This window comes from Erythrobacter insulae, assembly GCF_007004095.1.
GTDB classification, from domain to species: domain Bacteria; phylum Pseudomonadota; class Alphaproteobacteria; order Sphingomonadales; family Sphingomonadaceae; genus Erythrobacter; species Erythrobacter insulae.
On sequence record NZ_VHJK01000001.1, the window covers coordinates 1,734,880 to 1,758,221 of the forward strand.

General features: G+C 58.0%; 19 protein-coding genes and 1 riboswitch. Of the genes, 7 read left to right on the forward strand and 12 right to left on the reverse strand.

Translation table 11 applies throughout. The features are described 5' to 3' along the window. Positions 1 to 34 precede the first annotated feature (34 nt). Positions 35 to 1,348, forward strand: coding sequence for a multidrug effflux MFS transporter (locus FGU71_RS08235; RefSeq protein ID WP_407644402.1), 1,314 nt, complete (start codon positions 35 to 37; stop codon positions 1,346 to 1,348). Here FGU71_RS08235 and FGU71_RS08240 read toward each other — a convergent pair whose 3' ends face one another. The 8 genes from FGU71_RS08240 to crtY form a co-directional block, all read right to left on the reverse strand. Then, positions 1,349 to 2,896 carry an acyl-CoA carboxylase subunit beta gene (locus FGU71_RS08240; RefSeq protein ID WP_142788116.1) on the reverse strand — a complete coding sequence of 516 codons (1,548 nt, stop codon included), beginning with the start codon at positions 2,894 to 2,896 and terminating at the stop codon, positions 1,349 to 1,351. A 95-nt stretch (positions 2,897 to 2,991) separates the two neighbouring features. Further along, positions 2,992 to 4,905 (reverse strand): acetyl/propionyl/methylcrotonyl-CoA carboxylase subunit alpha, encoded by a 1,914-nt coding sequence (locus FGU71_RS08245; protein ID WP_142788117.1) that lies wholly within the window; start codon positions 4,903 to 4,905, stop codon positions 2,992 to 2,994. After that, on the reverse strand, positions 4,902 to 5,423 hold the full coding sequence (locus tag FGU71_RS08250) for a hypothetical protein (protein ID WP_142788118.1): 522 nt from the start codon (positions 5,421 to 5,423) through the stop codon (positions 4,902 to 4,904). Before FGU71_RS08250 ends, FGU71_RS08245 begins: the two co-directional genes overlap by 4 nt. Before the next feature lie 33 nt (positions 5,424 to 5,456). After that, positions 5,457 to 6,410, reverse strand: a complete 954-nt coding sequence (locus FGU71_RS08255; RefSeq protein WP_142788119.1) for a phytoene/squalene synthase family protein — start codon at positions 6,408 to 6,410, stop codon at positions 5,457 to 5,459. A 9-nt stretch (positions 6,411 to 6,419) separates the two neighbouring features. After that, positions 6,420 to 7,001, reverse strand: a complete 582-nt coding sequence (locus FGU71_RS08260) for an LOG family protein (protein WP_142788120.1) — start codon at positions 6,999 to 7,001, stop codon at positions 6,420 to 6,422. Beyond that, positions 6,998 to 7,447 (reverse strand): hypothetical protein, encoded by a 450-nt coding sequence (locus tag FGU71_RS08265; RefSeq protein WP_142788121.1) that lies wholly within the window; start codon positions 7,445 to 7,447, stop codon positions 6,998 to 7,000. Before FGU71_RS08265 ends, FGU71_RS08260 begins: the two co-directional genes overlap by 4 nt. Next, a complete protein-coding gene (locus tag FGU71_RS08270; RefSeq protein WP_142789055.1) occupies positions 7,444 to 8,955 on the reverse strand; it encodes a phytoene desaturase in 1,512 nt (503 codons plus the stop codon). Before FGU71_RS08270 ends, FGU71_RS08265 begins: the two co-directional genes overlap by 4 nt. A gap of 74 nt (positions 8,956 to 9,029) precedes the next feature. Further along, complete coding sequence (crtY, locus tag FGU71_RS08275) at positions 9,030 to 10,286, reverse strand: lycopene beta-cyclase CrtY (RefSeq protein WP_142788122.1); 1,257 nt, start codon at positions 10,284 to 10,286, stop codon at positions 9,030 to 9,032. 166 nt (positions 10,287 to 10,452) lie between these two features. On the opposite strand from crtY, the gene FGU71_RS08280 reads away from it, so the two are divergent. After that, positions 10,453 to 11,442: a MipA/OmpV family protein gene (locus FGU71_RS08280; RefSeq protein ID WP_142788123.1), complete on the forward strand. Its 990-nt coding sequence runs from the start codon at positions 10,453 to 10,455 to the stop codon at positions 11,440 to 11,442. A 63-nt stretch (positions 11,443 to 11,505) separates the two neighbouring features. Here the strand turns inward: FGU71_RS08280 and FGU71_RS08285 are convergent, their stop codons facing one another. Together FGU71_RS08285 and FGU71_RS08290 are read right to left on the reverse strand one after the other, a co-directional pair. Beyond that, positions 11,506 to 12,222: a hypothetical protein gene (locus tag FGU71_RS08285; RefSeq protein ID WP_142788124.1), complete on the reverse strand. Its 717-nt coding sequence runs from the start codon at positions 12,220 to 12,222 to the stop codon at positions 11,506 to 11,508. Between the two features lie 119 nt (positions 12,223 to 12,341). Then, positions 12,342 to 14,420, reverse strand: coding sequence for a S9 family peptidase (locus FGU71_RS08290; RefSeq protein ID WP_142788125.1), 2,079 nt, complete (start codon positions 14,418 to 14,420; stop codon positions 12,342 to 12,344). Positions 14,421 to 14,574: 154 nt separating this feature from the next. Between FGU71_RS08290 and FGU71_RS08295 the strand changes: the two genes are divergently transcribed. The 3 genes from FGU71_RS08295 to FGU71_RS08305 all read left to right on the forward strand — a co-directional run bounded on the left by FGU71_RS08295 (position 14,575) and on the right by FGU71_RS08305 (position 17,700). Continuing rightward, a complete protein-coding gene (locus FGU71_RS08295) occupies positions 14,575 to 15,855 on the forward strand; it encodes a metal-dependent hydrolase family protein (RefSeq protein ID WP_142788126.1) in 1,281 nt (426 codons plus the stop codon). Next, positions 15,852 to 16,784 carry an MBL fold metallo-hydrolase gene (locus tag FGU71_RS08300; RefSeq protein ID WP_234035696.1) on the forward strand — a complete coding sequence of 311 codons (933 nt, stop codon included), beginning with the start codon at positions 15,852 to 15,854 and terminating at the stop codon, positions 16,782 to 16,784. The genes FGU71_RS08295 and FGU71_RS08300 overlap by 4 nt, the downstream gene beginning before the upstream one ends. An 88-nt stretch (positions 16,785 to 16,872) precedes the next feature. Then, positions 16,873 to 17,700: an MBL fold metallo-hydrolase gene (locus tag FGU71_RS08305; protein ID WP_185960242.1), complete on the forward strand. Its 828-nt coding sequence runs from the start codon at positions 16,873 to 16,875 to the stop codon at positions 17,698 to 17,700. Here FGU71_RS08305 and FGU71_RS08310 read toward each other — a convergent pair whose 3' ends face one another. Both FGU71_RS08310 and FGU71_RS08315 read right to left on the reverse strand, forming a co-directional pair. Further along, positions 17,701 to 18,240: an SOS response-associated peptidase family protein gene (locus tag FGU71_RS08310; protein WP_234035697.1), complete on the reverse strand. Its 540-nt coding sequence runs from the start codon at positions 18,238 to 18,240 to the stop codon at positions 17,701 to 17,703. Between the two features lie 123 nt (positions 18,241 to 18,363). Next, complete coding sequence (locus FGU71_RS08315) at positions 18,364 to 19,029, reverse strand: DUF6445 family protein (RefSeq protein WP_142788130.1); 666 nt, start codon at positions 19,027 to 19,029, stop codon at positions 18,364 to 18,366. A gap of 163 nt (positions 19,030 to 19,192) precedes the next feature. Then, positions 19,193 to 19,302, forward strand: a riboswitch (TPP riboswitch). A 38-nt stretch (positions 19,303 to 19,340) separates the two neighbouring features. On the opposite strand from FGU71_RS08315, the gene thiC reads away from it, so the two are divergent. Both thiC and FGU71_RS08325 read left to right on the forward strand, forming a co-directional pair. Next, the gene (thiC, locus tag FGU71_RS08320; RefSeq protein ID WP_142788131.1) at positions 19,341 to 21,230 is read left to right on the forward strand and encodes a phosphomethylpyrimidine synthase ThiC; all 1,890 of its coding nucleotides are present in this window, start codon (positions 19,341 to 19,343) and stop codon (positions 21,228 to 21,230) included. A gap of 89 nt (positions 21,231 to 21,319) precedes the next feature. Further along, positions 21,320 to 23,287, forward strand: a complete 1,968-nt coding sequence (locus FGU71_RS08325) for an ATP-binding protein (RefSeq protein ID WP_142788132.1) — start codon at positions 21,320 to 21,322, stop codon at positions 23,285 to 23,287. Positions 23,288 to 23,342: the final 55 nt, after the last annotated feature.

Below are 23,342 nucleotides of genomic sequence, written 5' to 3' on the forward strand. Positions count from 1 at the left end.
CGGAACCATTCTTGCGCTGAAGTATTTTGTGCACATGCGAAATGAACAGTGGTCTTCCGGTGAGCCTCAAGGCAAAGGTTCGCCGATGGCGAGTGCCACTGCCTCTATGCGGTCCCCTCGCAAAGCGTTGGGCGAAACCGAGCTTATCTGGATGATGGCGATGCTGATGGCTTTGCAAGCCTTTGGTATTGATGCCATTTTGCCTGCGCTTGATGAAATGGCGGTGGCGTTATCTGTCACTGGCAATGATCGTCAATTCGTGATCGGAGTGTATCTGCTAACCGCCGGGATTGGCGCGTTGGTGCCCGGTGCCCTAGCGGACCGGTTTGGCCGCCGTCCGATCCTGCTGGGTTCTATTGCCGTATATATCGCGCTGTCTTTGGCCAGCGCGCTTGCCACCTCTTATGACATGCTGATCGCGATACGAGCGGCACAGGGTTTCTTTGGGGCGGGCATTGTGGCGCTTCCCCCGGCCATTATTCGCGACCGGGTTGGCGGGGACAAGATGGCCCGCATGATGAGCCTGATTTTCGTTATCTTCCTGATGGTTCCGGCCATCGCGCCAAGCATTGGCGAGATGATTTTGCTGGTCGCGGATTGGCGCGCGATCTTTGTGGCGATGGCGTTGCAGGGGATAATCATCGGTACGTGGGTTTATTTCCGCCTGCCGGAAAGCCTGACGGACGAAAACCGTCAGGAAATCCGCCCGCGCGTGATCGGCCGCAACATGCGCCGCGCGCTCAGCTTGCCCAGCGTTATCGGATATGTATTCGGCAGCGCGCTTGTGTTCGGCGCTCTGTTCGGCTTCATCAACTCTTCCCAGCAATTGATAACCGAAACGTTTGGCGCGGGTGAGATATTCCCGATCGTGTTTGGCATCTGTGCCGGTTCGATGGCTTTTGCGAGCTGGTCAAATTCGCGGATTGTCGAACGGTTCGGTGCCCGGCGGGTCAGCCACACGGCACTGTTCGCATTTATCGCAGTTGCGTCTGCGCAAGTGTTCTTTGCGTTCCAGCCCGATGAAAGCCTGTATGTGTTTGTCCCGCTGATGGCGGTAAATATGATGTTGCTCGGTTTTATCGGCAGCAATTTCGGATCAATCGCGATGAACCCGTTTTTCGATATCGCAGGCGCGGCAAGCTCGGCTCATGGATTTGTGCGAATGACCACGGCGGCGGGTTTGGGCGGATTGATCGGCTATGCGTTTGATGGCACGGCGCGGCCACTTGCCTTGTCGCTGCTTGCCAGCGGGATTATTTGCCTGCTGCTCGTCCTGTTCAGCGAAAAGGGCAAACTGTTTGGCAAACCTTCAGCGGAAATGGGCCCGGGCGCTGTTGCCCAGGATTGATTATTCGCTGCCGAGTTTGCGCCATGCCAGCTCTGCAAATTCGCACAGCAAGGGCCGCGTGTCGCGCGGATCAATGATATCCTCGACATTAAAGCGTTCGGCGCTGCGGAAAGGCGAAGTGACCTTGTCCAGCCGCTGCTTGATCGCTGCCAGCTCTGCGGCTGGATCATCGCTCGCCTCAAGTTCGGATTTATAAGCAACCTCCAGCCCGCCTGCGATCGGCAGGCTGCCCCAATCGCCGCTCGGCCAGCAGAACCGGTATTGATACCGGTCGGCATTGCTCATCGCGCTGCCGGCGATGCCATAGGCGCGCCGCATGACGATACTGGCGAGAGGCACGCGCGCGCGGTAGATCGCGTTCATCGCCTGCACGCCGTACCGGATGGTGCCTGCCAATTCGGCCTCGCGCCCGATCATGAAACCGGGATTGTCAACGAGATGAACAATCGGCAGGCGGAACTGATCGGCGAGTTTGACGAAGCGTTCGACTTTTTCCGATGTCTTGGCTTCCCATGATCCGCCAAGATAGCTGGGATCGCTGCCGATTACCGCCACCGGATATCCATCAAGGCGCGCCAGCGCCGTAATCGCCGCGCGGCCCCAGTGCTTACCGATTTCAAAAACTGTGCCACGGTCAAGGATCATGTCCATCGCACGGCGCATGGAATACACTTGCTTTGCATCGTGCGGGACGAGGCTGAGCAGCGCGTCTTCGCGGCGGTCCACGGGATCGCCGGATGCAGCGCGGCGGGCAAGCTGGCCGACATGTTCCGGCATGAAGGATAGGAAGTGGCGGGCGCGGGCAAAGGCCTCGGCTTCGCTGGCTACTTCGTCATCGACCACACCGTTTCGGGTGTGAATGTCGACGCCGCCCAAGGCTTCCTTCGCTTCGCCGGGGTCTTTGGGGCCTTCATAATCGCTGCCCATCGCATCAACGACAGCGGGGCCAGCGGCGAACAGCTGCGACAGGCCGCGCACCATGATCGAATAATGGCTGGCCACCGTGCGCGCCGCGCCAAGGCCGGCGGTCGGGCCAAGTGCAAGCGCCACGACCGGCACAGTGTCGAGGTTTTGGACCACATCGCCCCATCCGGGCACCGCCGGAATGTAGGTTGCGCCGATCTGCTCCAGCGTTTTGACACTGCCGCCGCCGCCGGTGCCGTCAATCATGCGAATGATCGGCAGCTTCAATTCGTGCGCCATCGTTTCGGCCTGCACCATCTTGCGCGCAATGCCTGCGTCAGCTGCGCCGCCGCGAATGGTGAAATCGTCGGCAGTCGCGACGACGGGGCGACCGTTTACGGTGGCTTTGCCGAACAGGAACGGGGCAGGGGTTACGCCGGTCAGATCACCGTTTTCGTCATAATGGCCTTTGCCTGCGATCTTGCCGATTTCGCGGAAGGAGCCTTCGTCACAGAACGCCGCAAGCCGCGCGCGGGCATCCATTTTGCCGCGAGAGTGCTGCCGCGCGACCTTGTCCGCGCCGCCCATCTGTTCGGCCAGCGCCTCGCGTGCGCGCAGCTCTTCGAGTTCTTTTTGCCAAGACACGCGACTTTTCTCCCCATGCCCACCCCGCTGCGACTAGGCCAGCAAGCTGGCAAGTCTCGCTCCCCTCCCGCTTGCGGGAGGGGTTGGGGGTGGGGCTATTCCTCTTTCGCAGGCTCCACCACGCACAGAACCGCCTCGACCTGCACCTGCCCGCCTTCGTTGGCGGCAAGCTCGGTCACGGTCCCGTCAAACGGCGCGGTGAGCGCGTGTTCCATCTTCATCGCCTCAAGCACCATAAGCCGCTGGCCAGCGGTGACAGCATCGCCCTCGGCCACATCGACCGCGATGACCTTGCCCGGCATCGGCGCAAGGATCGCGCCGTCTGCGGCGGAGGCATGGCCCGAGGCATCACCGCGAGGAGGTGCCTTGAAGATAAATGCCTCACCAAATTCACTAACGACGACCTCGCCATCGTTTAGCGCCGTGTGGAATGGCCCGCTGTCACGGAATGATCCCACAGCTTCATCGGCATCACCAATCAGTGTTTCGCCGCGCGTTTCCAGGTAGACCTTGCGATTTGCGTCTGAGTTAAGGCGGAACGATTGAAGCCCCGTCGGCAAAGCTACTGATGGCAGATCGTCGAACTGCCAGCTTGCTTCCAAAAATGTACTGGCCGCCCGATTTATTGCCGCATCGGTTGGTGTGTCTGCTGGTAAAAGTGCATCACCGGCGTTCTCAATAAATCCTGTAGTGAGATCACATCCTGCAAATGCTTTGCTTGCCAAACATGCGTACAGAAAGCCGCTGTTTGTGCGCACGGGTGCAACGTAAGACTTTGATAAGCTGCGCATCAGCTCAAGGCGTGCATCGTCGCGGCTGTCCGAATGAACGATAAGTTTGGCGATCATCGGATCGTAGAATGGTGAAATCTCATCGTCTTGCTCGACACCGGTATCGACGCGCTCCGCGTCGTGAAGGTGGAAATGCTCCAGCCGCCCCGTGCTCGGCAGAAACCCTTTTGCCGGGTCTTCCGCATACAGCCGCGCTTCTATGGCCCAGCCGTTAATCGACAGCTCGTCCTGTTTCAGCGGGATCGGCTCCCCGCTAGCGACACGCAGCTGCCACTCGACGAGGTCCACGCCGGTGATCTCCTCGGTCACGGGATGTTCGACCTGAAGCCGCGTGTTCATCTCCATGAAGAAGATGCGGTCGGCGCGTAGGCCTTCGCTGGCGTCGGCGATGAATTCGATCGTGCCCGCGCCCTCGTAGTCGACCGCCTTGGCGGCGCGCACGGCGGCGGCGCAGATCCCCTCGCGGGTCGCCTCGTCCATGCCGGGGGCGGGGGCTTCCTCGATCACTTTCTGGTGGCGGCGTTGCAATGAGCAGTCGCGTTCGAACAGGTGGACGACATTGCCGTGGGCGTCGCCGAAGACCTGCACTTCGATATGGCGCGGCGAGGTGATCCACTTTTCGAGCAACACTTCGTCGTTGGAGAAGGACGCCTTGGCCTCGCGCCGGCAGCTTTCCAGATCGGCTGCAAAGTTCTCGGGCGCGTCAACCTTGCGCATACCCTTGCCGCCGCCGCCCGCGACCGCTTTGATCAGCACGGGATAACCAATGGCGGCCGCTTCTTTGGTGAGCCGCTCGACCGACTGGTCCTCGCCCAGATAGCCCGGCGTCACGGGCACTCCGGCGGCGATCATGCGTTCCTTCGCTGCGTCCTTCAGGCCCATCGCGCGGATGCTTTCCGGCTTTGGCCCGACCCAGATCAGGCCCGCGTCAATGACGCTTTGAGCAAAATCGGCATTCTCGGACAGAAAGCCATAGCCCGGATGGATCGCCTCTGCGCCCGTTTGCTTCGCCGCCGCGATGATTTTCTCACCGACCAGATAGCTTTCCGCCGCGGGAGAGGGGCCGATATGCACCGCCTCATCCGCCTGACGCACGTGCAGGGCTTTCGCATCGGCTTCGGAATAAACCGCCACCGTCGCGATACCCATGGCGCGCGCGGTGCGGATAATGCGGCAGGCGATCTCGCCTCTGTTCGCTATAAGGAGCTTTTTGATCATTGTTTGGCCTCCGGCGCACCCAAGCGCTTGCATTCATTCACCGGTTCCATGGTGAAGCTGGTGTTGCCCAGCGCCCACCCTTTATGCGGCGTTTTGACAAAGCTTAACGAGTTGATCCCGCAATGGGCCGGTTCGCCATCAATCAGGAAAACATACGGCCCCCAAACCTGCGCCATGTCGCCATCAATCAGCACCGTTTCATAGACCATTCGCTCATCAGTGCCCGATGGGCTTTTGGCCCAATTTTCGAGGTGATCCATAACCGTTACAACGCGGATTTGAGGTTTGCCGGGGGTCATTCGGTTATGGATATAGATCACCGCTTCGGGGATCATCATCTGGGCAAGCGCGGCTTTGTTTTCGTCGCGCAGCGCGCTGAAAAATGCATCGGCTGCCGCGATCACAGCTGCTTTGTTGCTCTCGGTATCAACAGCTTTAGGGGCGGCATGATGATCGGCCTGAACGGGCACGGCTATCACGCCAAGCGCGAGGCTTGCGAAAATGGAAAATCCTCTCATGACCAGAACCGCTACGCGAGCGCGCGGTTTGCTTCAAGCGTTTGGCCGGAAATCCTTGATGCCCCAAGTGATCTCGCCGTCAGGGTGTTTCTCACGGTTGATCGCAGCAGACAGAAACGCGCGCGCGCCGTGCCATGCTTTTTCCCAGCGCGGAACATAGGTGCGGCTGTTCCACGCCTCGGTCCCGCGTTTGCGAACCTTTCGGCCAATCGCGCCATAAATGCGCGCCGCGGACAGCACGGCCCAGCGGCTGCGAAAGGGTAGACGCGCCGCGCCGACGCGGGCGGCGGCTTCGTGTTTTTCGACCAGCTCGACAAGGCGTTTTGCCATGTCGGCAAGCTCTTTGCGGTGGTGCGGTTTGGTATGCTGGCCCGGCTCGATATCTTGCTCGACCAGCCAGATCATCGGCAGATAACAGCGGCCCACAGCGTCATCTTCGACAATGTCGCGCGCGATATTGGACAACTGGAACGCAAGGCCAAGATCGTTGGCGCGGTCGAGCGTGTCCTGATCTTCGGGATCGACGCCCATAACCACGGCCATCATCACGCCGACGGCACCGGCAACATGGAAACAGTATCGCAACATGTCGCCTTCGCTGCGGGGACGCCAGTCTTCCGCATCGAGCGCGAAGCCCGCGATCACATCTTCGGCCATAGCCGGCGTCAGACCGCATTCTTCCGCCACCACACCCAGCGCATCAAACGCAGGATCGCCGGTCGGCTCGCCTGCAAAGGCTTTGGCTGTGAGTTTGCGGATCAGGTTCAGACGGCTCTCAAGGTCCGATTGATCGCCCAATTCGCCGCCCATCACTTGATTGTCGGCAATATCGTCGCACTGGCGGCACCACGCATACAGCAGCCAGGCGCGCTCGCGCGTCTCCTCGTCAAACAGGCGCGAGGCTGCGGAGAAACTTTGCGAGCCGACTTTGATTGTGCGGCGTGCGTGCTGGACCAGAGCTTCGCGGTGGGCGGCATCGACTTTCATAATGCGTGCTTACAGCTCTTCCGCCTTCATTTTGAAGATCGGCGTGTGCGGCACATAGGCCGCCATCTTGTCTAGCAGATCGGGCATGGTTTCCGCCGAGATGAGGATGTTCTGGTGGGCGGGCCGAACAAAACCGACCTGAGCCATTTTGGCGTTAAATGCGATCAGATCATCATAGAACCCGAACGCGTTGAGCAAGCCAACCGGATCGGAGTGATAGCCAAGCTGCGCCCAGCTCATCGCTTCCCACAATTCATCCATCGTGCCCACGCCGCCGGGCAGGGTGATGAAGCCGTCGGAAAGATCGGTGAACTTCTGCTTGCGTTCGTGCATTCCCGATACGGAGATCAGCTCGTCGCAATCGTGGTTGGCGACTTCGGCGCGGACCAGGGCTTCGGGGATGATGCCGATGACTTCGCCGCCCGCTTCCTTGGCCCCGCGCGCCACTGCGCCCATCAGGCCAAGTTTGCCGCCGCCATAGACGAGCCCGATCCCGCGCGCGGCCAGTTCCGCCCCGACATCATAGGCAAGCTGGATATAGCGCGGGTCTTCGGGCGAGGCCGAACCGCAATAGACGGCGAGACGTTTCATTCGGGGGCTTTCATTGTCCAGTCTGGGCCGCAAGCGTGCTTGAAAAGGGGCGCGACCCGCGCTTCGTTTTGCGCGTAGACGGGTGTGAATGGCGTTGAAAGGGTCTCTTTCAGGCTGAGCCTGATGCTAGTGCCTTCTCGCGCGGCGGTGGTGCGATTGACCTCCAAGCCCGATATGGCATTCGCTTGGCAATCAATCGCGATGCGGAAATCCACGATGACCGCTGCCTCAATCGGTTCTCCGCGCAGATAACGCACCAGCACGACAGGATATGTCGTGCCCTCGACGTCGCCGGTGCCGCGATAGGCGACATCAAGATACGTCGGCACCCCCGATGCGTTTGTCACTTCGACCCACTCGTGCTTGTGCCCCCCAGGCACGAGATCAGACGCAGCCCCGGGCGGGGCCGCAGCGGCAGCCACAAGGGTGAGAGCCGACCCGATCATACCGTCGCCTTAACCGCCAAATCCTCCAGCATGATGCCCGCTGTTGCCTTGCCGCTGCCGACCACGCCGGGGATGCCTGCGCCCGGGTGGGTGCCTGCGCCGACAAGGTAGAAATTGTCGATCACATCGTCGCGGTTGTGGCCGCGCAAATATGCGCTTTGCCAGAGGACCGGCTCCAGGCTGAACGCGCTGCCCATATGGGCGTTGAGATCAGCGGAAAAATCGGTCGGAGCATAGCTGAACTTGGTCACGATCCGGTCGTGGATATCCGGGATCAGACGGCGGCCAATTTCATCAAGGATCATTTTTTCAAGCTTTGGCCCTTCGACATCCCAGTCGATTGGCATTTTGCCCATATGGGCGACCGGAACAAGCGCGTAGAATGTGCTCTTGCCTTTGGGTGCCATGCTTGGATCGGTGACAGTCGGGTGGTGCAGGTAGATTGAGAAATCCTGCGGCAGCACGCCGTGTTTGTAGATGTCATCGACCAGCCCTTTATAACGCGGGCCGAACAGGATCGAGTGATGGGCAATGCCGGGCCATGTGCCTTCAAGACCGAAATGGACCACGAACAGCGAAGGCGAATAGCTTTTGCGGGCGAGCGATTTTGCGTATTTCGGGCCGCGCGCTGATTCCGACAGCAGATCTTTGTAAGAATGCATGATGTCGGCATTGGAAGCGACGGCGTCAAAACGCTCTTTCCAACCGCTGATCGTTTCAACTTCGGTGGCTTTGGTGCCGACCGTGTGAACCTGCTTTACTGCATCGCCGATGCGCATGGTTCCGCCCAGCCGTTCGAAATGGCGCACCATTCCTGCGATCAGACGGTTGGTGCCGCCGCGCGCCCACCAGACACCGCCGTCTTTTTCCAGTTTGTGGATCAGTGCATAAATCGCGGATGTCTTCATCGGGCTGCCGCCGACCAACAGCGTGTGGAAGCTGAAGGCTTCGCGCAGACGCTCGTCCTGAATGTAGCTGGCGACCATGCTGTAAACGCTGCGCCATGCCTGTTTCTTGACCAAAGCGGGCGCCGCTTTCAGCATACTCTTGAAATCGAGGAACGGTATATGGCCCAGCTTTACATAGCCTTCTTCATAGACGCCTGCGGCATATTCCAGGAAGCGCTGGTATCCGATCACGTCATCGGGATTAAGCTTGGCGATCTCTGCATACAGTTCTTCTTCGACGTTCGAATAATCGAAATTCGTGCCGTCGGGCCAATTCAAACGGTAGAACGGGTGAACCTTCATCAGCTCGACATCCTCGGCGATGTCGTGGCCGGTCAGTTCCCACAGCTCTTTAAGGCAGGGCGGGTCGGTGATGACCGTGGGCCCCGCGTCAAAGGTGAAGCCGTCTTTTTCCCAGTAATAGGCGCGGCCGCCGGGCTTGTCGCGCGATTCAACGACAGTTGTCTTGATCCCGTGCGATTGCAGCCGAAGGGCCAAGGCCATGCCGCCAAATCCGGCACCGATCACGCAGACGCTTTTGCCTGCGTATTTTTCTGCCATGGCAGGATTGATGCCTTTGCCGCCAGTTTTTGACAGACCTAAATCGAGCTTGGCATCTTGCGTAATTGGGGCGTTCATGCCGTTTTCTCCGGTTTTAGGGGCTTGCCCCGCTTGAACATCGCAGTCATTGCGCGCGGGATAGATACGGGCGGATCGCCCCACAGGACGCGTACCCTGTCAAATCCAGTGGAACGCGCAGCATAGAACCGCTCGATCAGGCCTTCGCGCAGACCATAGAACCTTTGGAATACGTTTACGCGGCGCTCTGGTTTCGCAGCAAAGAAGAGAAATCTTCCCAGCAGGCGATAAAAGCCGGTTTTGCGCCAATGCGTTCGCGCGCGCGATTCCATCATCGCGGCCAGCTGCGGGCCCGGCAAATCGGCTTCTTTAGCGATGGCTAAAGCGTTTTCGACCGCCATGGGCATGGTGTAACTGGTGAGCGGGTGAACAAATCCGCCGCGTGCGCCAGCGATCGCTACGCCCTCAATCCGCACTTCATCCTGATACGCGGGAAAGTTGCCGCCGGTGAGCACCGGCAGAACACCGCTTTCATGGCCCAGAATGGCGCTGTCTTTCCACCCGTTCGAACGGGCATAGGCATCAATGCGCGATGATAGCGCGCTGCGATCAAGCTGCGGATCATCGGCGTAATAGGTGTCTTCGACAAAAACATCATGCGCGCCAAGCGGCAGGACATAGACAAACCGGTATGCGCCGCCATTGCCGTGCGGGGCGAGCTGTTCGACCGTGGCATCCATGATGATGGGGCGTTCCACGCCGTGCGCCTCTTCCAGCTTCATATGGCGGCCCAGGAATACCTGCCACCCGCCATTCAGATGTTCGCTGGTGGTAAAGCTGCGGCAGTCGATAACGGTTCGGGCGTTGATGCGCGTGCCATCATCCAGATCGACGCCGCGCGCATCAATGGCGGTGGCCCGGCGGCCCAGATACAATGTTCCTTCGGGCAGCATACGGGACAGCCGTTCATGAAAATCGACCGACGAAAGCGAACGATATCCGGTTTTCAGATTGCGCTGATACTTGGGAAAGCGGACGTCATAGCCTTCATCCCATCCGGCTTTCCGAAAAGACGAAAGCAACGCACGACCTGCTTCGGAAAGGTCGCTGGAAAACCAGCTCCAACGGTGATTGCCGCCCAGCGTTTTTCCGCCTTCGATCAAGGCGATACGGAATTCAGGCCGGGCCTGATGGAGCGCAAGCGCGATCAGGCCGCCAGATAGCCCTCCGCCGATAATTGCGACATCATGGGTCGTGGAAGGCGCGGTTTCATGGCCAGAAGCGTGGCCAGAAGCGTGAAGTGAATCGTTCATCTTTGCTTGCCCTAGTGGACAGACCCCCGCTCGGCAATGCATCGCCGCGCAGATCAAGCGTCTATGCTATGGTTTTGAGAGTCGAGATGGCAGCCCGTCCCCGAAAACGTAACCGTTTGACACAATTCGGGAAACGAAACCGCCCAGCAAACGTAAATTGAGTGTTATGAAAAAATCAATCGCCCCTGCCTTTGTCCGCTCTTCTCACCTGCCTCGCGGGGTGATTGCTTTTGCGGGCGTGATCGGCCTTGTCTGTTCAGCTCCGGCCTACGCCGATGAAGGTTCAGAAAACGAAGGCAGCCCGGCTGAAGGCGAAGGACAGCAGGATCCACAAAATGCGGGCACGCCCCCGGACAGCGGCGGGCCGCCGCCGGGGATCATGGCCGACAGTGTGTTTGACGACACCTGGATCACGGTGGGCATGGGCGCGGGATTGGTGCCGAGCTATTCGGGATCGGACGACTATGTCTTCTTCCCGTTGCCATTGATCGTTGGCCGTGTTGGCGGGATCGGGATCACGCCGAACGGTCCGGGCTTCAACCTTAATGTGTTGTCCCAGCCGCCCGGCGATGCTCCGTCGCAAACCAGTATTTCTTTCGGCCCGACTTTCCGGTTCCGCAATGACCGTGCTGGCCAGATCGAAGACCCCGTGGTTGAGCTGGCCGGGGATTTGGAAACCGCAATCGAAGTAGGCGTGCAGGGCGGTGTGAGCTTTCCCGGCGTGCTCAACCGGTTTGATCAGCTGACCCTTTCCACCGCCGTGCGATGGGACATTCTGGGCGCGCATGATGGCATGTTGATCGAACCTGGCATCGGATATTTCTCTCCGCTGGGCCGGGGCGCGGCAGTCCAGATCATCGGCAGCGCGAGCTTTGTCGATGATAGTTTTGCCGATTATTATTATACTGTGACACCGGCCCAAAGCGCGGCGACAGGTCTGCCGGAATACACCGCCGATGGCGGGCTCAACAGCATTGGCGCGACAGCGATCGCAACGATTGATCTGGATGGCAATGTGCTGAACGGCGGGTTGAATGTATTTATGGTCGGCGGTTATTCACGCCTGATGGGCGATGCGGCCAATACGCCGTTTACAAACCAGCGCGGCAGCGCGGATCAGTTTATCGGCGGCATTGGATTGGGATATACGTTTTAGCGCCAGAGCGTTTGCCCGCCAGAGCGTTTACCCGGTTGGCGCGGGCCAAGCATTCGGGCCAAGCTATTCGGCAAACCGTTCTGCAAAAAATGCCTCAGCCAGCGCTTCCAATTCGGCCGCTTCATCAGGCAAGAGCGGTTCGTTTTCGTAAACGGTGCGCACGGCAACGATTTTCGGGTTTAGCTGTTCAAACTTCCTCAAAGCGGCGCTTTCCAGCAATTTGCGGGCGATCTCGCCGCGTTCCTCTCCGCTTAGCTGAACCGCGCCCGTTGCCGCTGCGCTGGCAATATCCTTGTTCACCTGTGCTTCGGTAATCGGCGCATCGCTCTCAATACCTGAAAGCGTGCTGTCCGGCGCAAAATTGGTGGAAATATTCCCAAGCAAACGCTGCATCACATCAGTACGGTAATGCGCCGCGACTTCGGCGGCTTCTGCATCTGTGAGCTCGCGCCGAAACAGGTCGATCATGTCCAGTTTCATCGCGGCGTTCGACCGGGCCATGGTCTTTGCAAAGATCGGACGCAGCGCCGAGACATAATCTTTGATAAGACCCGGACTGATCGCTTCGAGTTCGATGAATTGCGGCAGGCGAGCATATTCCCGGCGGATCGCCTCCATGCTGTTTTCCAGAATGGTATCCTGATCAATTCCCGACTGGATCGCAGCATACAAGTCGGCATGGGGATCATCATTATCTTGCGCCAACGCTGGCAGATGCAGCGCCGCAAATAGCGCAGCGATGATCGCCAGCATGGCCAGACGGACGCGGTGGTATGTCATGCTTGCTCCCTATAACCGGGATCGCGATAGCTCCGCTTGGTGTTTGATAGCAAAAGAAAAAAGGGCCCGCGCAGCTTCACCTACGCGGGCCCTTTTCAATCGGTTAAAGGATCAAGCGATTAATCCTCGTTATCGGTATCCTTGGCTTTTGCGCCTTTTGCGCCGTCGGCAAGCTGCGGACGGGTGCCCGGCATTTCAGCGCGGCGATCACCGGTTTTAAGATAGGTGTCGAACCATTCCATCATGCGCAGGTTAAAGTCATACCGGCCTGCCGCCAGACGGTTGCCGTGGCCTTCGCCTGGATAAAACACGAGGCGGCTCGGCACGTCGGGCTTGCGCACTTTGAGCGAGCGATACAGCTCAAGGCTTTGGCCCGGATCGACACGGGTGTCTTCTTCACCGTGCAGGATCAGGATCGGTGTGTTCGATTTGTCCACGTGATAGATTGGCGAGACTTCGAGCATCGCCAACCAATCGTCCCACGGCCATTTGCGGCTGTGCACGTTGTACATTTCATACGGAATGTCGCCGGTGCCAAACTTGGATACCTGATTGGAAATACCAACCGACATCACTGCCGCAGCGTATTCATCCGAATGGTATGTCGCGCCCCATGCGCTGGCATAACCGCCATACGAACCGCCGGTGATACCGGTGCGATCCGCGTCGGTGATGCCATCGGCCACCAATGCTTTTTTCGCATCGACAATGTCGCGGAATTCAGGATCGGTGTAGCGGCCCTGATGCTGTTTGGAGAAGTCCACCCCGTATCCGGTCGAACCGCGATAGTTGGGCAGGAATACGGCGTAACCCTGACCCGCGGCAACTTGACCCGGTTTGGAATAGGCAGTGTTCCAGCCATTGGTGTCATGCGCCTCTGGTCCGCCGTGCACGTTCATGATGGTTGGCGCTCCGCCCGAAGGCACGCCGCCCACTGGCAGGATCAGAACGCCTTCGACCTGCTGGCCATCGGTGGCGGTGAATGTGTAGGTGCGCTGTTCGCCAAACGTGATTTCGGAAAGCCAGTCATTGTGGTTCGTCCAGCGATCGAATGTGCCATTGTTCCAAACGAACATTTCGCTCGGATGCAGCGGGCTGTCTGCGCGCACGGCCAGCTTGCCGCCTGCCGCTTCGACGCCGGTCAGCACAAGCGCGCCCGGATCAATTTCCTCGGCGACGCTGCCATCGGCGTTGTACAGGCGCAGGCGTGACTGCGCGCCGATATCAACTGTCACGGCGAGCCGGCCATCGGCCAGCCATTCCGCGTCAGTCGCAGCTTCGGCAGCGCCAGCATTGAGCGCGCGAAACGCGCCGGTCGCAGTGTCCACGAGGTGCAGCGTGGTTGCCGCCGGATCGTTCATATCAACGCCTGCGATCAGAGACAGCTGCGAACCATCAGGCGAAATCTCGACATCGCCGATCTTGCCCGGTGTTTTGACCACGGCGCGGATATTGCCTGTCGCCAGATCAACGATGTTCACACGCTTTTGGGTGTAGCTGTCATCGACCAGCGGGCTTGGCGTCGTGTCGATCGTCGCAAAGGTGCCGTCGGGCGCGATGTCAAACGCGCTGACATAGCCGGGGATGGCGATTTCTGTCGGTTCGTCGTCCACTTCCATACCCGCTTTGGCGACAAACATGCGCGCCGGGCGGAATTCTTCTTCGTATATGCGCGCGTTAAAGCCTGCTTTGCTCTGCGTGGTGCGCTGTTTGTCTTCGCCGGCTCCGGCCAGCATGTAGATAAGGCTGCCGTCCGGGCTGAATTCATACGAGCGAACACCGGTATCCTTCACAGCGGCAAGTTTGCGATAGGTGCCGCCATCGACAGGGATGCCCCAGACCGCAGTGTCTTCATCACCCTTTGACCACAGGAATGTGACCATCGTTCCATCGGGTGAGAATGCGACGCCGCGTGGGCTGATATCATCGGGCAGATATGCGCGCGCGGTGTCAGGCGCGGTTGCCACTTTCAATTCGGACTGGAAGCTGCCGTTCTTTTCGCCCGTCGTTACGTCGGGCAGGCTCGATGTGGTGTAGGCGATGCGGGTGCCATCGGGAGAGATTGCCATGGCGCCGACGCTTTCGAGCTTGGCGACATCTTCGGGTGTCATCGGACGGGCTTGCGCTGTCGCAGCAAGTGATGCCCCGGCGAGCAGCGTCGCGGTTAGAGCGAGCGGTTTGACGATCTGTTGGATCATGAAAAAGTTGTCCCTGGTTGGTTGATTCTTGCTTGGATTAATAACGAATGGCGACTGTATGGCAAATGAAGCGTTTCTGGCTCTGTGCTGCCCCTTCGTGCTTGTGCTGCGCCCGGTTGCGCGGCATCAAGAGCGCGAAGGGGGAGATGTACCAATGAAACTTCTGAGCAAATTCGCGGTTCCCGCAGCAACGGCTATGGCCATGCTGGGCGCACCCGCCGCAGCCGATACGATTGTTATTCATGCCGAAAGCGTGATCGCCGATACAAGCACGGAGCCGACCGGACGCGCCACTGTGACGGTTACCGACGGCATTATCGTTTCAATCGAAGATGGCTGGCAGGACGTGCCCGAAGGCGCGACCATGGTGCATCTGGATGGCAAGACACTCATGCCCGGCCTGATTGATCTGCACACGCATTTAACCGGCGATCCGGGCGGCGATTTCTGGAAGGATGCGACCGAGCCGGATGATTGGGGCGTAGTCGTCGGTGCCAAGAACGCGCGCCTTACTGCGCTTGCCGGGTTCACCACCGTGCGCGAAGCAGGCAGCGCACCGCAGACCGCGTTTTCCCTGCGGCGGGGCACAGCCGAAGGCATGATCCCCGGCCCGCGCATTATCGCGGCAGGTCCGGCGCTCGCGATCATTGGTGGTCACGGCGATACCAACGGCTTCCGTCCAGAAGTGAACGAGCTGCTCGACAGCGGGTTTAACTGCACCGGCGCGGTTGAATGTGCGGCCAAGGTCCGTCTTGCCAGCCAGAACGGTTCCGACATCATCAAAATCACCGCAACCGGCGGCGTCTTAAGCCAGCAAGGGCGCGGGCTTGAGGCGCATTTCACATTTGACGAGATGAAAAGCATTGCCGACACCGCCCATTCGCTTGGGCTTAAGGTGATGGCGCATGCCCATGGTGCGCGCGGCATCGAAACCGCCGCCAAGGCCGGGATCGATACGATTGAGCACGGCACCTATCTTGATAAGGCCGCAGCCGATGCGATGATCGCAAATGGCACAGTCCTTGTACCAACGCTGATGGCGTTTCAGGGCGTATCGGAAGGTTTGGGCAAAGGCATTTACACGCCGGTGGTCGAAGACAAGATCCGCGCTGTTTCCGAAACGGCGAAAGTGTTCATGGGCAAAGCGCATGAATGGGGCGTTGAGATCGCGTTTGGAACGGATGCTGGCGTGTTTGACCATGGCCGTAATGCCGGTGAATTTGCATTGATGATGTCGCAAGGCATGAATGCCCGCGAAGTCATCGCCAGTGCAACCACCGGCGCGGCCAAGGCGCTGGGCATGGAAAACCAGATCGGCCGGATTGCTCCGGGATATTCGGCGGACATTATCGCTGTCCAAGGCAATCCGATTGCCGATGTCAGCGTGCTTGAAAATGTCGATTTCGTGATGGTTCGCGGGCGGGTGATTGAGTGAGCCTGATCGGATGGGCAGCCGCGCTCACCATGAGCGCGGCGCAGCCGGCAATCTGCCAGCGTGAAATTGTGGTTCTGGGCGCAGGTCAGGATGCAGGCGCGCCGCAGATCGGGAATGCCGATGATACCGGGCCGCGCCTGTTGCCATCGTCGCTGGGCGTGATTGACCGGGAGAATGGTCAGCGTTTCCTGTTCGATGCGACGCCTGCGATCTCCGATCAGATGGCGATGATGGACAGGATTGATCCGCCCAAAGCCGGGCTGGGCATTGATGGCGTGTTCCTGACCCATGCGCATATCGGGCATTATTTCGGGCTCGCCTATTTCGGGCGTGAGGCTGCGGGCGCTGATCGGGTGCCGGTCTTTGCGATGTACCGGATGGCAAAGTTCCTGCGCGAAAACGCACCATGGAGCCAACTTGTCACGCTTGATAATATCGCGCTGACAGAGATGGAGGCGGGCGGTTTTACCGTTGTTTCCGACGAATTCGGTGTCCTGCCGATAACAGTTCCGCACCGCGATGAATTTTCCGAAACGGTCGGGTTCCTGATCATGACGCCCGATAAACGCGCGCTGTATATCCCCGATCTTGATAGCTGGGACGATTTTGCCGAGGCTGGCGGCGGGATGCTTTCTGATCTAATCGGCGGGGTCGATTACGCGTTTATCGATGCGACATTCTGGGACGATAACGAGCTGAAAAAGCCGGATGGCACGGGCCGCGATATGAGCGACATCCCGCATCCGCGCGTGTCAGCGACCATGGACCTGCTGGCCGATCTGCCCGCCAGCGAACGGGCCAAGGTGCAGTTTATCCATTACAACCACACCAATCCGATCCGCGATCCTGACAGCACTGAGAGTAAAGAGGTCGAGGCGCGCGGTTTCAATGTCGCGCGGCGGGGCGATCGGGTTTGTCTGGCGCAATAGGAGTTTCGCGATGATACGGCGCATCTTGATCGCGGCGGGAGCGTTTGCGCTTCCCGCGTGCGGCCCCGAGCCCGAGCCCGAGAACAGCATGACTGAGAAGAGCGTGACCGGCGGCCTTGATGATAAAGCGGCAATGCAATCCCAGACCGGAGCCACGGCGATCCTGAATGCAGGCGTCATGACCGAGCTTGGCGCAGCCGATCAGCCGGTCAAATTTCTGTTCGATCCGCTGTATGATGACCATTATGGCACGTTTCAGCCGATGGATCAGGCATTGATCAACCGCATTGTCGAAGGCCAAGCGCCCTATGACAATGTTGACGCGGTGTTTGTAAGCCACGCGCATGGCGACCATTTCTCACCCGCCGCATTCAACCGGATGATGGCCGCGCAAAGCGAACTGAAACTGATCGCGCCCAAGCAAGCGATCGAGCAGATGCGAGGGGATCAGGGCTGGGACCCGGTATTTGCAGTGCGTATCACCGAAATTGCTTTGGAAAATGGCGAACAGGCGGCGGCGTTCGAAATTTCCGGTGCGCGCGTGGAGGCGTTCCGATCTCCGCATACCGGCTGGCCTGACAACCATTCCGATGTTCACAACATTACCTATCGCATATCCGCATTGGTCGGGGATGCATCATATCAGCGTGTCATGCATTTCGGGGATGCTGATCCGTCGCGCAAACATTATGCCGCGCATGGAGAATTCCTATCCTCGGCGCGCACCGGACTTGCAATCGTGCCGTACTGGCATTTCGGCACTGCGAACCCCGGATCACTGATCGATCAGACATTCAACGCCGAACGGGCGGTTGGTATGCATGTGCCGGTTAGCGTGCCTGGCTGGCTGGGAAAAACAGACCGCGCCTATTTCACCGAAGAGGGGCAGGTTGCTGCCATCCCCGAAACCGAGTGATCATGACCGCGCCGGATCGGATTTTTCGGTCAATTCAACCTCCACAGGCCGCTCGATAACGGCCTTTGCGTTTGGCCAGCCGCCATGCAGCCATGCCTGACGCGTATTTTCATCATCGGGCAGGATAATCGGCATCGCTTTGCACCCTGCCGATGCCGCGCCTCCCGCCGCGTCCTTGGTCAGAATGGCAAAGGCAGGGATATCCTCGTCTTTCCAAACGGCAGCCATGGCAAAAATTGGCTGAGCCTCCGGTGCGAACCAGTGTTTCAGGCGCCGCCCTTCATAATCTGTCCCGTTTCCCCAGAGCATTACGCTGGTCGCAGGGATCAGGCAGCGAAATTCGCTGTTGCGCAAATTTCCGACCCAGAACGGGCTGTTGTGATTGCGAACCGTGGCGATGCGCCGCGCCGGATCGTCTGAATTCGGCGGCGGCTCCACGCCCCATAATCGCGGGGTCATACGCGGGGCAAGCCTGCCGCCGGCTGGCCGCGGCCCTGCCACAAATTCCCGCCCTGCGGTGATGACCGGGGCAAATTTCAAGGGCGCGATATACCCGCCCGCCCAAGGATCATCGCCGAGCCGCGCACCAAAACGCGCAGCAACGGCAGAGGCCGGACAATCGAGGAGGTAGAGCGTGGTCAGACCAAAGCAGCCATGCGTTTATCAGGTGCCGACGAGAAACATATTGATGGTCAGCCGGCCTTCTTTCGGGTCTGACGAGAGCTGATCTGGCTGCGCGATGACGCCTGAATGGAGCAACCTTCCGGGATACAGGATCATCCGGTCCGGTTGGGCCTCGACCTCTCCGATCAATTCGTAACGGTCGCTATCGCCGTAATAATATTCAGCCGGCGGTGGGCCGAATTCGCGCGTGTCGGCCTCTATCGCGTTTAGATACGGGGTAACGCGGTCATCGGTGATCACTTCAAACCCTGTGCGTTTTTGCCGGTAAAATGCGGTTCCGCCTGTCTCGCTGCCCAACAGGTAATGCATCACGCCGATCACGCGGCCCGTGCTGGCGCGGTCATAATGCGGGATGCGTTGCAGGGGCACCAGATCGGCAGGCGGCGTGGTGACCAATGAAAAACACGACATTTCGCATTGGATGCCGTGCGATATGCCGAATATCCGGCCAACAATCTGCATCATCAAATCGCGCCGGATGTCGAGATATTCAGGGGACGCCCAAGCGCGGATACCCGGATAACCGGCACCGGGATGTTCATATGCCGCGTCAAACCCTGCCGCTTTCAAATCGTCGATACGGCCTGACATGCCATCAATGATCACAAGCGGCGCGCCCTCTTTGCCGATTTTCTGGACAGTCACTTTGGGCTGGTCCGGGGGCTGATCTGGGGCTTGGTCTGGATGCATGATTCCAGCGGGATGGAGCACCCGTGTTTTCAAGTCAAACCGTCTGGCGATGTAGCGCAGGCAAGCCCGCGAAATCCGATCGCAGCGCTAGACGTGCAAGCCGCTAGGGTATATCAGCACCCCATCCCCGGGGAGCGAGCTTTCGCTGAGAGGGGCGGGATAAGCACCGCCTGACCCGTTGAACCTGAACCGACTAACATCGGCGGAGGGAGTGGTCCGGCACATCGCCCGAAGACCACCTCCGTCACAAGGAGTGCTTCGTAATCATGGCCGACATCAACTCACCTGTAGAAATTGGCGTAACCACCGGGCCGATCCGGGGCAGCCGCAAAGTGTATGTCGGCGCGCGCACCGGGTCCGGCGTGCGGGTCGCCATGCGCGAGATTGATCTGGAAGGCGGCGAGCCGAGCGTCCGGGTTTACGACACTTCCGGCCCATACACCGACTCCGAAGCCAATATCGACATCAATGCGGGCCTGCCGGAACTGCGCCGTGACTGGATCCGGTCACGCGATGATGTCGAGGAATATGACGGACGCGAAATCAAGCCCGAGGATAATGGCCAGCTCGGCCCGGACCGCAGCGGCGGTGTCCCGCAATTCCCGAACACCATTCAGCGTCCTCTGCGGGCCAAGGCGGGCATGAATGTCAGTCAAATGCACTATGCCCGCAAAGGCATCATCACGCCCGAGATGGAATATGTCGCCGAGCGGGAAAATCTGGGCCGCGAACTGGCCAAAGATTTCGTGCGCAGCGGCGAAAGCTTTGGCGCGGCGATCCCCGATGTGATCACACCCGAATTCGTGCGGGACGAGGTCGCGCGGGGCCGGGCGATCATCCCGAACAATATCAACCACCCCGAAAGCGAACCGATGGCCATCGGGCGCAATTTTCTGGTCAAGATCAACGCCAATATCGGCAATTCCGCCGTCGCGTCCGATGTCGCCAATGAAGTTGACAAGATGGTGTGGGCCACCCGCTGGGGCGCGGATACGATCATGGACCTGTCCACGGGCCGCAACATTCACGACACCCGCGAATGGATCATCCGCAACTCCGCTGTGCCGGTCGGCACCGTACCGATTTATCAGGCGCTGGAGAAAGTCGGCGGCGTGGCCGAAGACCTGACCTGGGAAATCTTCCGCGATACCTTGATCGAGCAGGCCGAGCAGGGCGTCGATTATTTCACCATCCACGCAGGCGTTCGCCTTGCCTATGTGCCGATGGCGGCCAAACGCGTCACCGGCATCGTGTCACGCGGCGGCAGCATCATGGCGAAATGGTGCCTCGCGCATCACAAGGAATCGTTCCTCTACGAACATTTCGACGACATTACCGAGATCATGAAGGCGTATGACATCGCCTATTCGCTGGGCGACGGGCTGCGCCCCGGCTCCATCGCGGACGCCAATGACGAAGCGCAATTTTCCGAGCTGTACACTTTGGGCGAGCTGACCCACCGCGCGTGGGAACACGACGTGCAGGTCATGATCGAAGGGCCGGGCCACGTGCCCATGCACAAGATCAAAGAGAACATGGAAAAACAGCTGGAGGTGTGCGGAGAGGCTCCGTTCTACACCCTCGGCCCGCTCGTCACCGATATCGCGCCGGGATATGACCACATCACCAGCGGCATCGGCGCGGCGCAGATCGGTTGGTATGGCACGGCGATGCTGTGTTATGTCACACCGAAAGAACACCTCGGCCTGCCTGACCGTGACGATGTGAAGGTTGGCGTGGTGACGTATAAACTCGCCGCCCACGCGGCTGATCTGGCGAAGGGTCACCCCGCCGCGCAGGTCCGCGATGATGCCCTGTCAAAAGCGCGCTTTGAATTCCGCTGGCGCGATCAGTTCAACCTGTCGCTCGACCCCGAAACAGCCGAGCAATATCACGACCAGACGCTCCCGGCGGAAGGCGCCAAGACCGCGCATTTCTGCAGTATGTGCGGGCCAAAGTTCTGCTCGATGCAGATCAGTCAGGAAGTGCGGGACTTCGCCGCCAAGCAAAACGAAAGCCCCGAAACGTTCCTAGCCGCAGAAAAACTCGGCAGCGAGACCGCCGAGGCAAGCCGCCAAGCCGCGATCAAGGGCATGGAGGAGATGAGCGAGAAGTATAAGGATATGGGCCAGAAGCTGTATTTGCCTGAGGAGTGAGGGGGAGTATCTTAATATCTATCGCTTAAACCCGAAGGGGTCTGAGTATAGGATTCCAATACGAAATTTGATGAGATTGGACGTTGGTAATGACAGATTCGCTGACAACGAGCTGGGACCCTCTTGAGGCGGCAGACGGGACTGATGAGGAGCTCTTGTCGGCTGCCAAAAAGCGCGAGATCAAGAATATTCTTAAATGTTACGTCAGCAATTATGATCCCTTTTCTGAACTTCTTCAAAATGCGCTTGATGCGGTTGAAAGACGCATTAGGATGGACGAGAGTTTCTCCCCAAAGATCAAAGTTAAGATCAATCTGACGAGGAATTCAATTGAGGTCGTCGACAATGGATGTGGGTTTGAAGAAGCTGAATTTCGATCATTCTTAGCACCGAGCGTATCCTTTAAATCTGGCGGTGAAACCAGAGGAAATAAGGGAGTAGGGGTTACCTATATAGCTTATGGGTTCAACGAACTCATCATTCGGACAAAGAACGATGAATTCGAGTTTCAGGGCGCAATTCGTAGAGGTCGAGAATGGGTGGAGGACCAGGAAGGTACTGTCACTCGTCCAAAGATCAAAGCCCATGACAAGAAGAGCGCTCTTTTTGATAGCGTTGATCAGGGAACGAGCTTCAAGATAAAGTTTGGCGGGAACCACATTCGTCCAAATGACTTAGGATGGTATCAGGCAACTACGCCTGAGCAATGGCTTTATCTCTTGCTGATCAAGACCCCTTTGGGTGCGATCAGTTTGCCCGGTATAGTCAAGAGCGCAATACCGTTTGACCTGATCGTGATTGATAAATCAGGTGAGGAACGGTCTCTGTTGGACATCGATGCAATTTATAAGTTTCCTCACCAAGAAGTGAAGGCAAGCCAGAAGCTGTCAAACGTAAAGGCGCTTCAGCAAAAGGCCGTCGATCAGGGGGCTGATGTAAGCAAAGCTGTTGCGAAATTGAAAAATTCAAATGGACTATATGAGGTCTATGATAAGGAAGGCATAAAATCACTGTTCAAGATGATTGACGGTGATGAAGAACAGATCGATAAGTATAATATCACCGCCTATGGGTATTTCGCTTACTCGACGGAAATTTGGGACCAAATTAATGATAAAAAGGCGAAGCTCCGGAAAAAGCTTAGGATTTTAAAAGGTGGGCTCCAGTTGGCAAACAATGGGATGCCACAAGGGGATTTGATTACCATACCACTCACTAAAAGCATCGGTCACCAAAACCAAACTCATGTGATTGTCCATTTCGAGAATGCTGATCCTGACTTGGGCCGCAAAGGTTTTCAGCCAGAATTGAAGGACCTCGCAGAGCGTATCTCTGTTGCTGTTGTTAGGCAGCTAAGTGGGCGCCGAGACATCTTAAAGTCTGACAGTGGTGCTCAAGCCAACATTGATAAAGAACTGAAAGTCCATGAGTGGCTGAAGCAGCAGGAAAGGCATGAAGAACAACACCCATTGGTGTTGGAGAATGAGAGCTTTTTCTTGCCGACGAAAAAAATTTCTGTCGGTTCAATTCCGCAGTCAGAACAGGATGTAATCGTATTGTTCAACCAGCTCATTGCTGGAGGCGTCATTCGGGGGATTAAGCTCCTCGCGACGTCACAAGCATCTCAGTACGATGGGATATTTCGCTTTGCAGCAGAAGAGCCTTTCGACAATTTGTATTTCGATAGCGACACAAATCCGCTCGGAGTCTTGGAGGAACAGATAACGTCAGGTTATGTAAGTCAGCCCAAAATCCTGGAATATAAGTATAGCTTGGATGGATTGATTCGAGAATTTGAGTCGGGTGTAAAACAAGAGAATGACGTCAGTCTTGCAGTTTTTTGGGATATGGGGACGGAGTTCTTGAAAGAATACAATGTGATTTCTCTTTTGGATGAAGACAATATTCATCAGCGTCAGCATCATGGGTTGACCCATATTTTGAATTCCGCACATTCGAACTTCGCAGTGATTTGTTTGAAAGAGCTTATTCAGCGCTTAAATGATCCGAAAACATCGCAAGAATTTCAGACTGAAAAATATGGAGACGATATATAAAAGGATTGATCGTCTCATTTGATTTATTTTCCTACTCCGCCAAAATCTGCCTTAT

Coding starts and splice junctions, on each gene's coding strand:
- FGU71_RS08250 (WP_142788118.1), bottom strand. CDS start 5,423: ATGAGAGGATTTTCCATTTTCGCAAGCCTCGCGCTTGGCGTGATAGCC.
- FGU71_RS08325 (WP_142788132.1), top strand. CDS start 21,320: ATGACAGATTCGCTGACAACGAGCTGGGACCCTCTTGAGGCGGCAGAC.
- FGU71_RS08305 (WP_185960242.1), top strand. CDS start 16,873: ATGACTGAGAAGAGCGTGACCGGCGGCCTTGATGATAAAGCGGCAATG.
- FGU71_RS08235 (WP_407644402.1), top strand. CDS start 35: ATGCGAAATGAACAGTGGTCTTCCGGTGAGCCTCAAGGCAAAGGTTCG.
- FGU71_RS08295 (WP_142788126.1), top strand. CDS start 14,575: ATGAAACTTCTGAGCAAATTCGCGGTTCCCGCAGCAACGGCTATGGCC.
- thiC (WP_142788131.1), top strand. CDS start 19,341: ATGGCCGACATCAACTCACCTGTAGAAATTGGCGTAACCACCGGGCCG.
- FGU71_RS08260 (WP_142788120.1), bottom strand. CDS start 7,001: ATGAAACGTCTCGCCGTCTATTGCGGTTCGGCCTCGCCCGAAGACCCG.
- FGU71_RS08285 (WP_142788124.1), bottom strand. CDS start 12,222: ATGACATACCACCGCGTCCGTCTGGCCATGCTGGCGATCATCGCTGCG.
- FGU71_RS08270 (WP_142789055.1), bottom strand. CDS start 8,955: ATGGCAGAAAAATACGCAGGCAAAAGCGTCTGCGTGATCGGTGCCGGA.
- crtY (WP_142788122.1), bottom strand. CDS start 10,286: ATGAACGATTCACTTCACGCTTCTGGCCACGCTTCTGGCCATGAAACC.
- FGU71_RS08280 (WP_142788123.1), top strand. CDS start 10,453: ATGAAAAAATCAATCGCCCCTGCCTTTGTCCGCTCTTCTCACCTGCCT.
- FGU71_RS08245 (WP_142788117.1), bottom strand. CDS start 4,905: ATGATCAAAAAGCTCCTTATAGCGAACAGAGGCGAGATCGCCTGCCGC.
- FGU71_RS08255 (WP_142788119.1), bottom strand. CDS start 6,410: ATGAAAGTCGATGCCGCCCACCGCGAAGCTCTGGTCCAGCACGCACGC.
- FGU71_RS08290 (WP_142788125.1), bottom strand. CDS start 14,420: ATGATCCAACAGATCGTCAAACCGCTCGCTCTAACCGCGACGCTGCTC.
- FGU71_RS08265 (WP_142788121.1), bottom strand. CDS start 7,447: ATGATCGGGTCGGCTCTCACCCTTGTGGCTGCCGCTGCGGCCCCGCCC.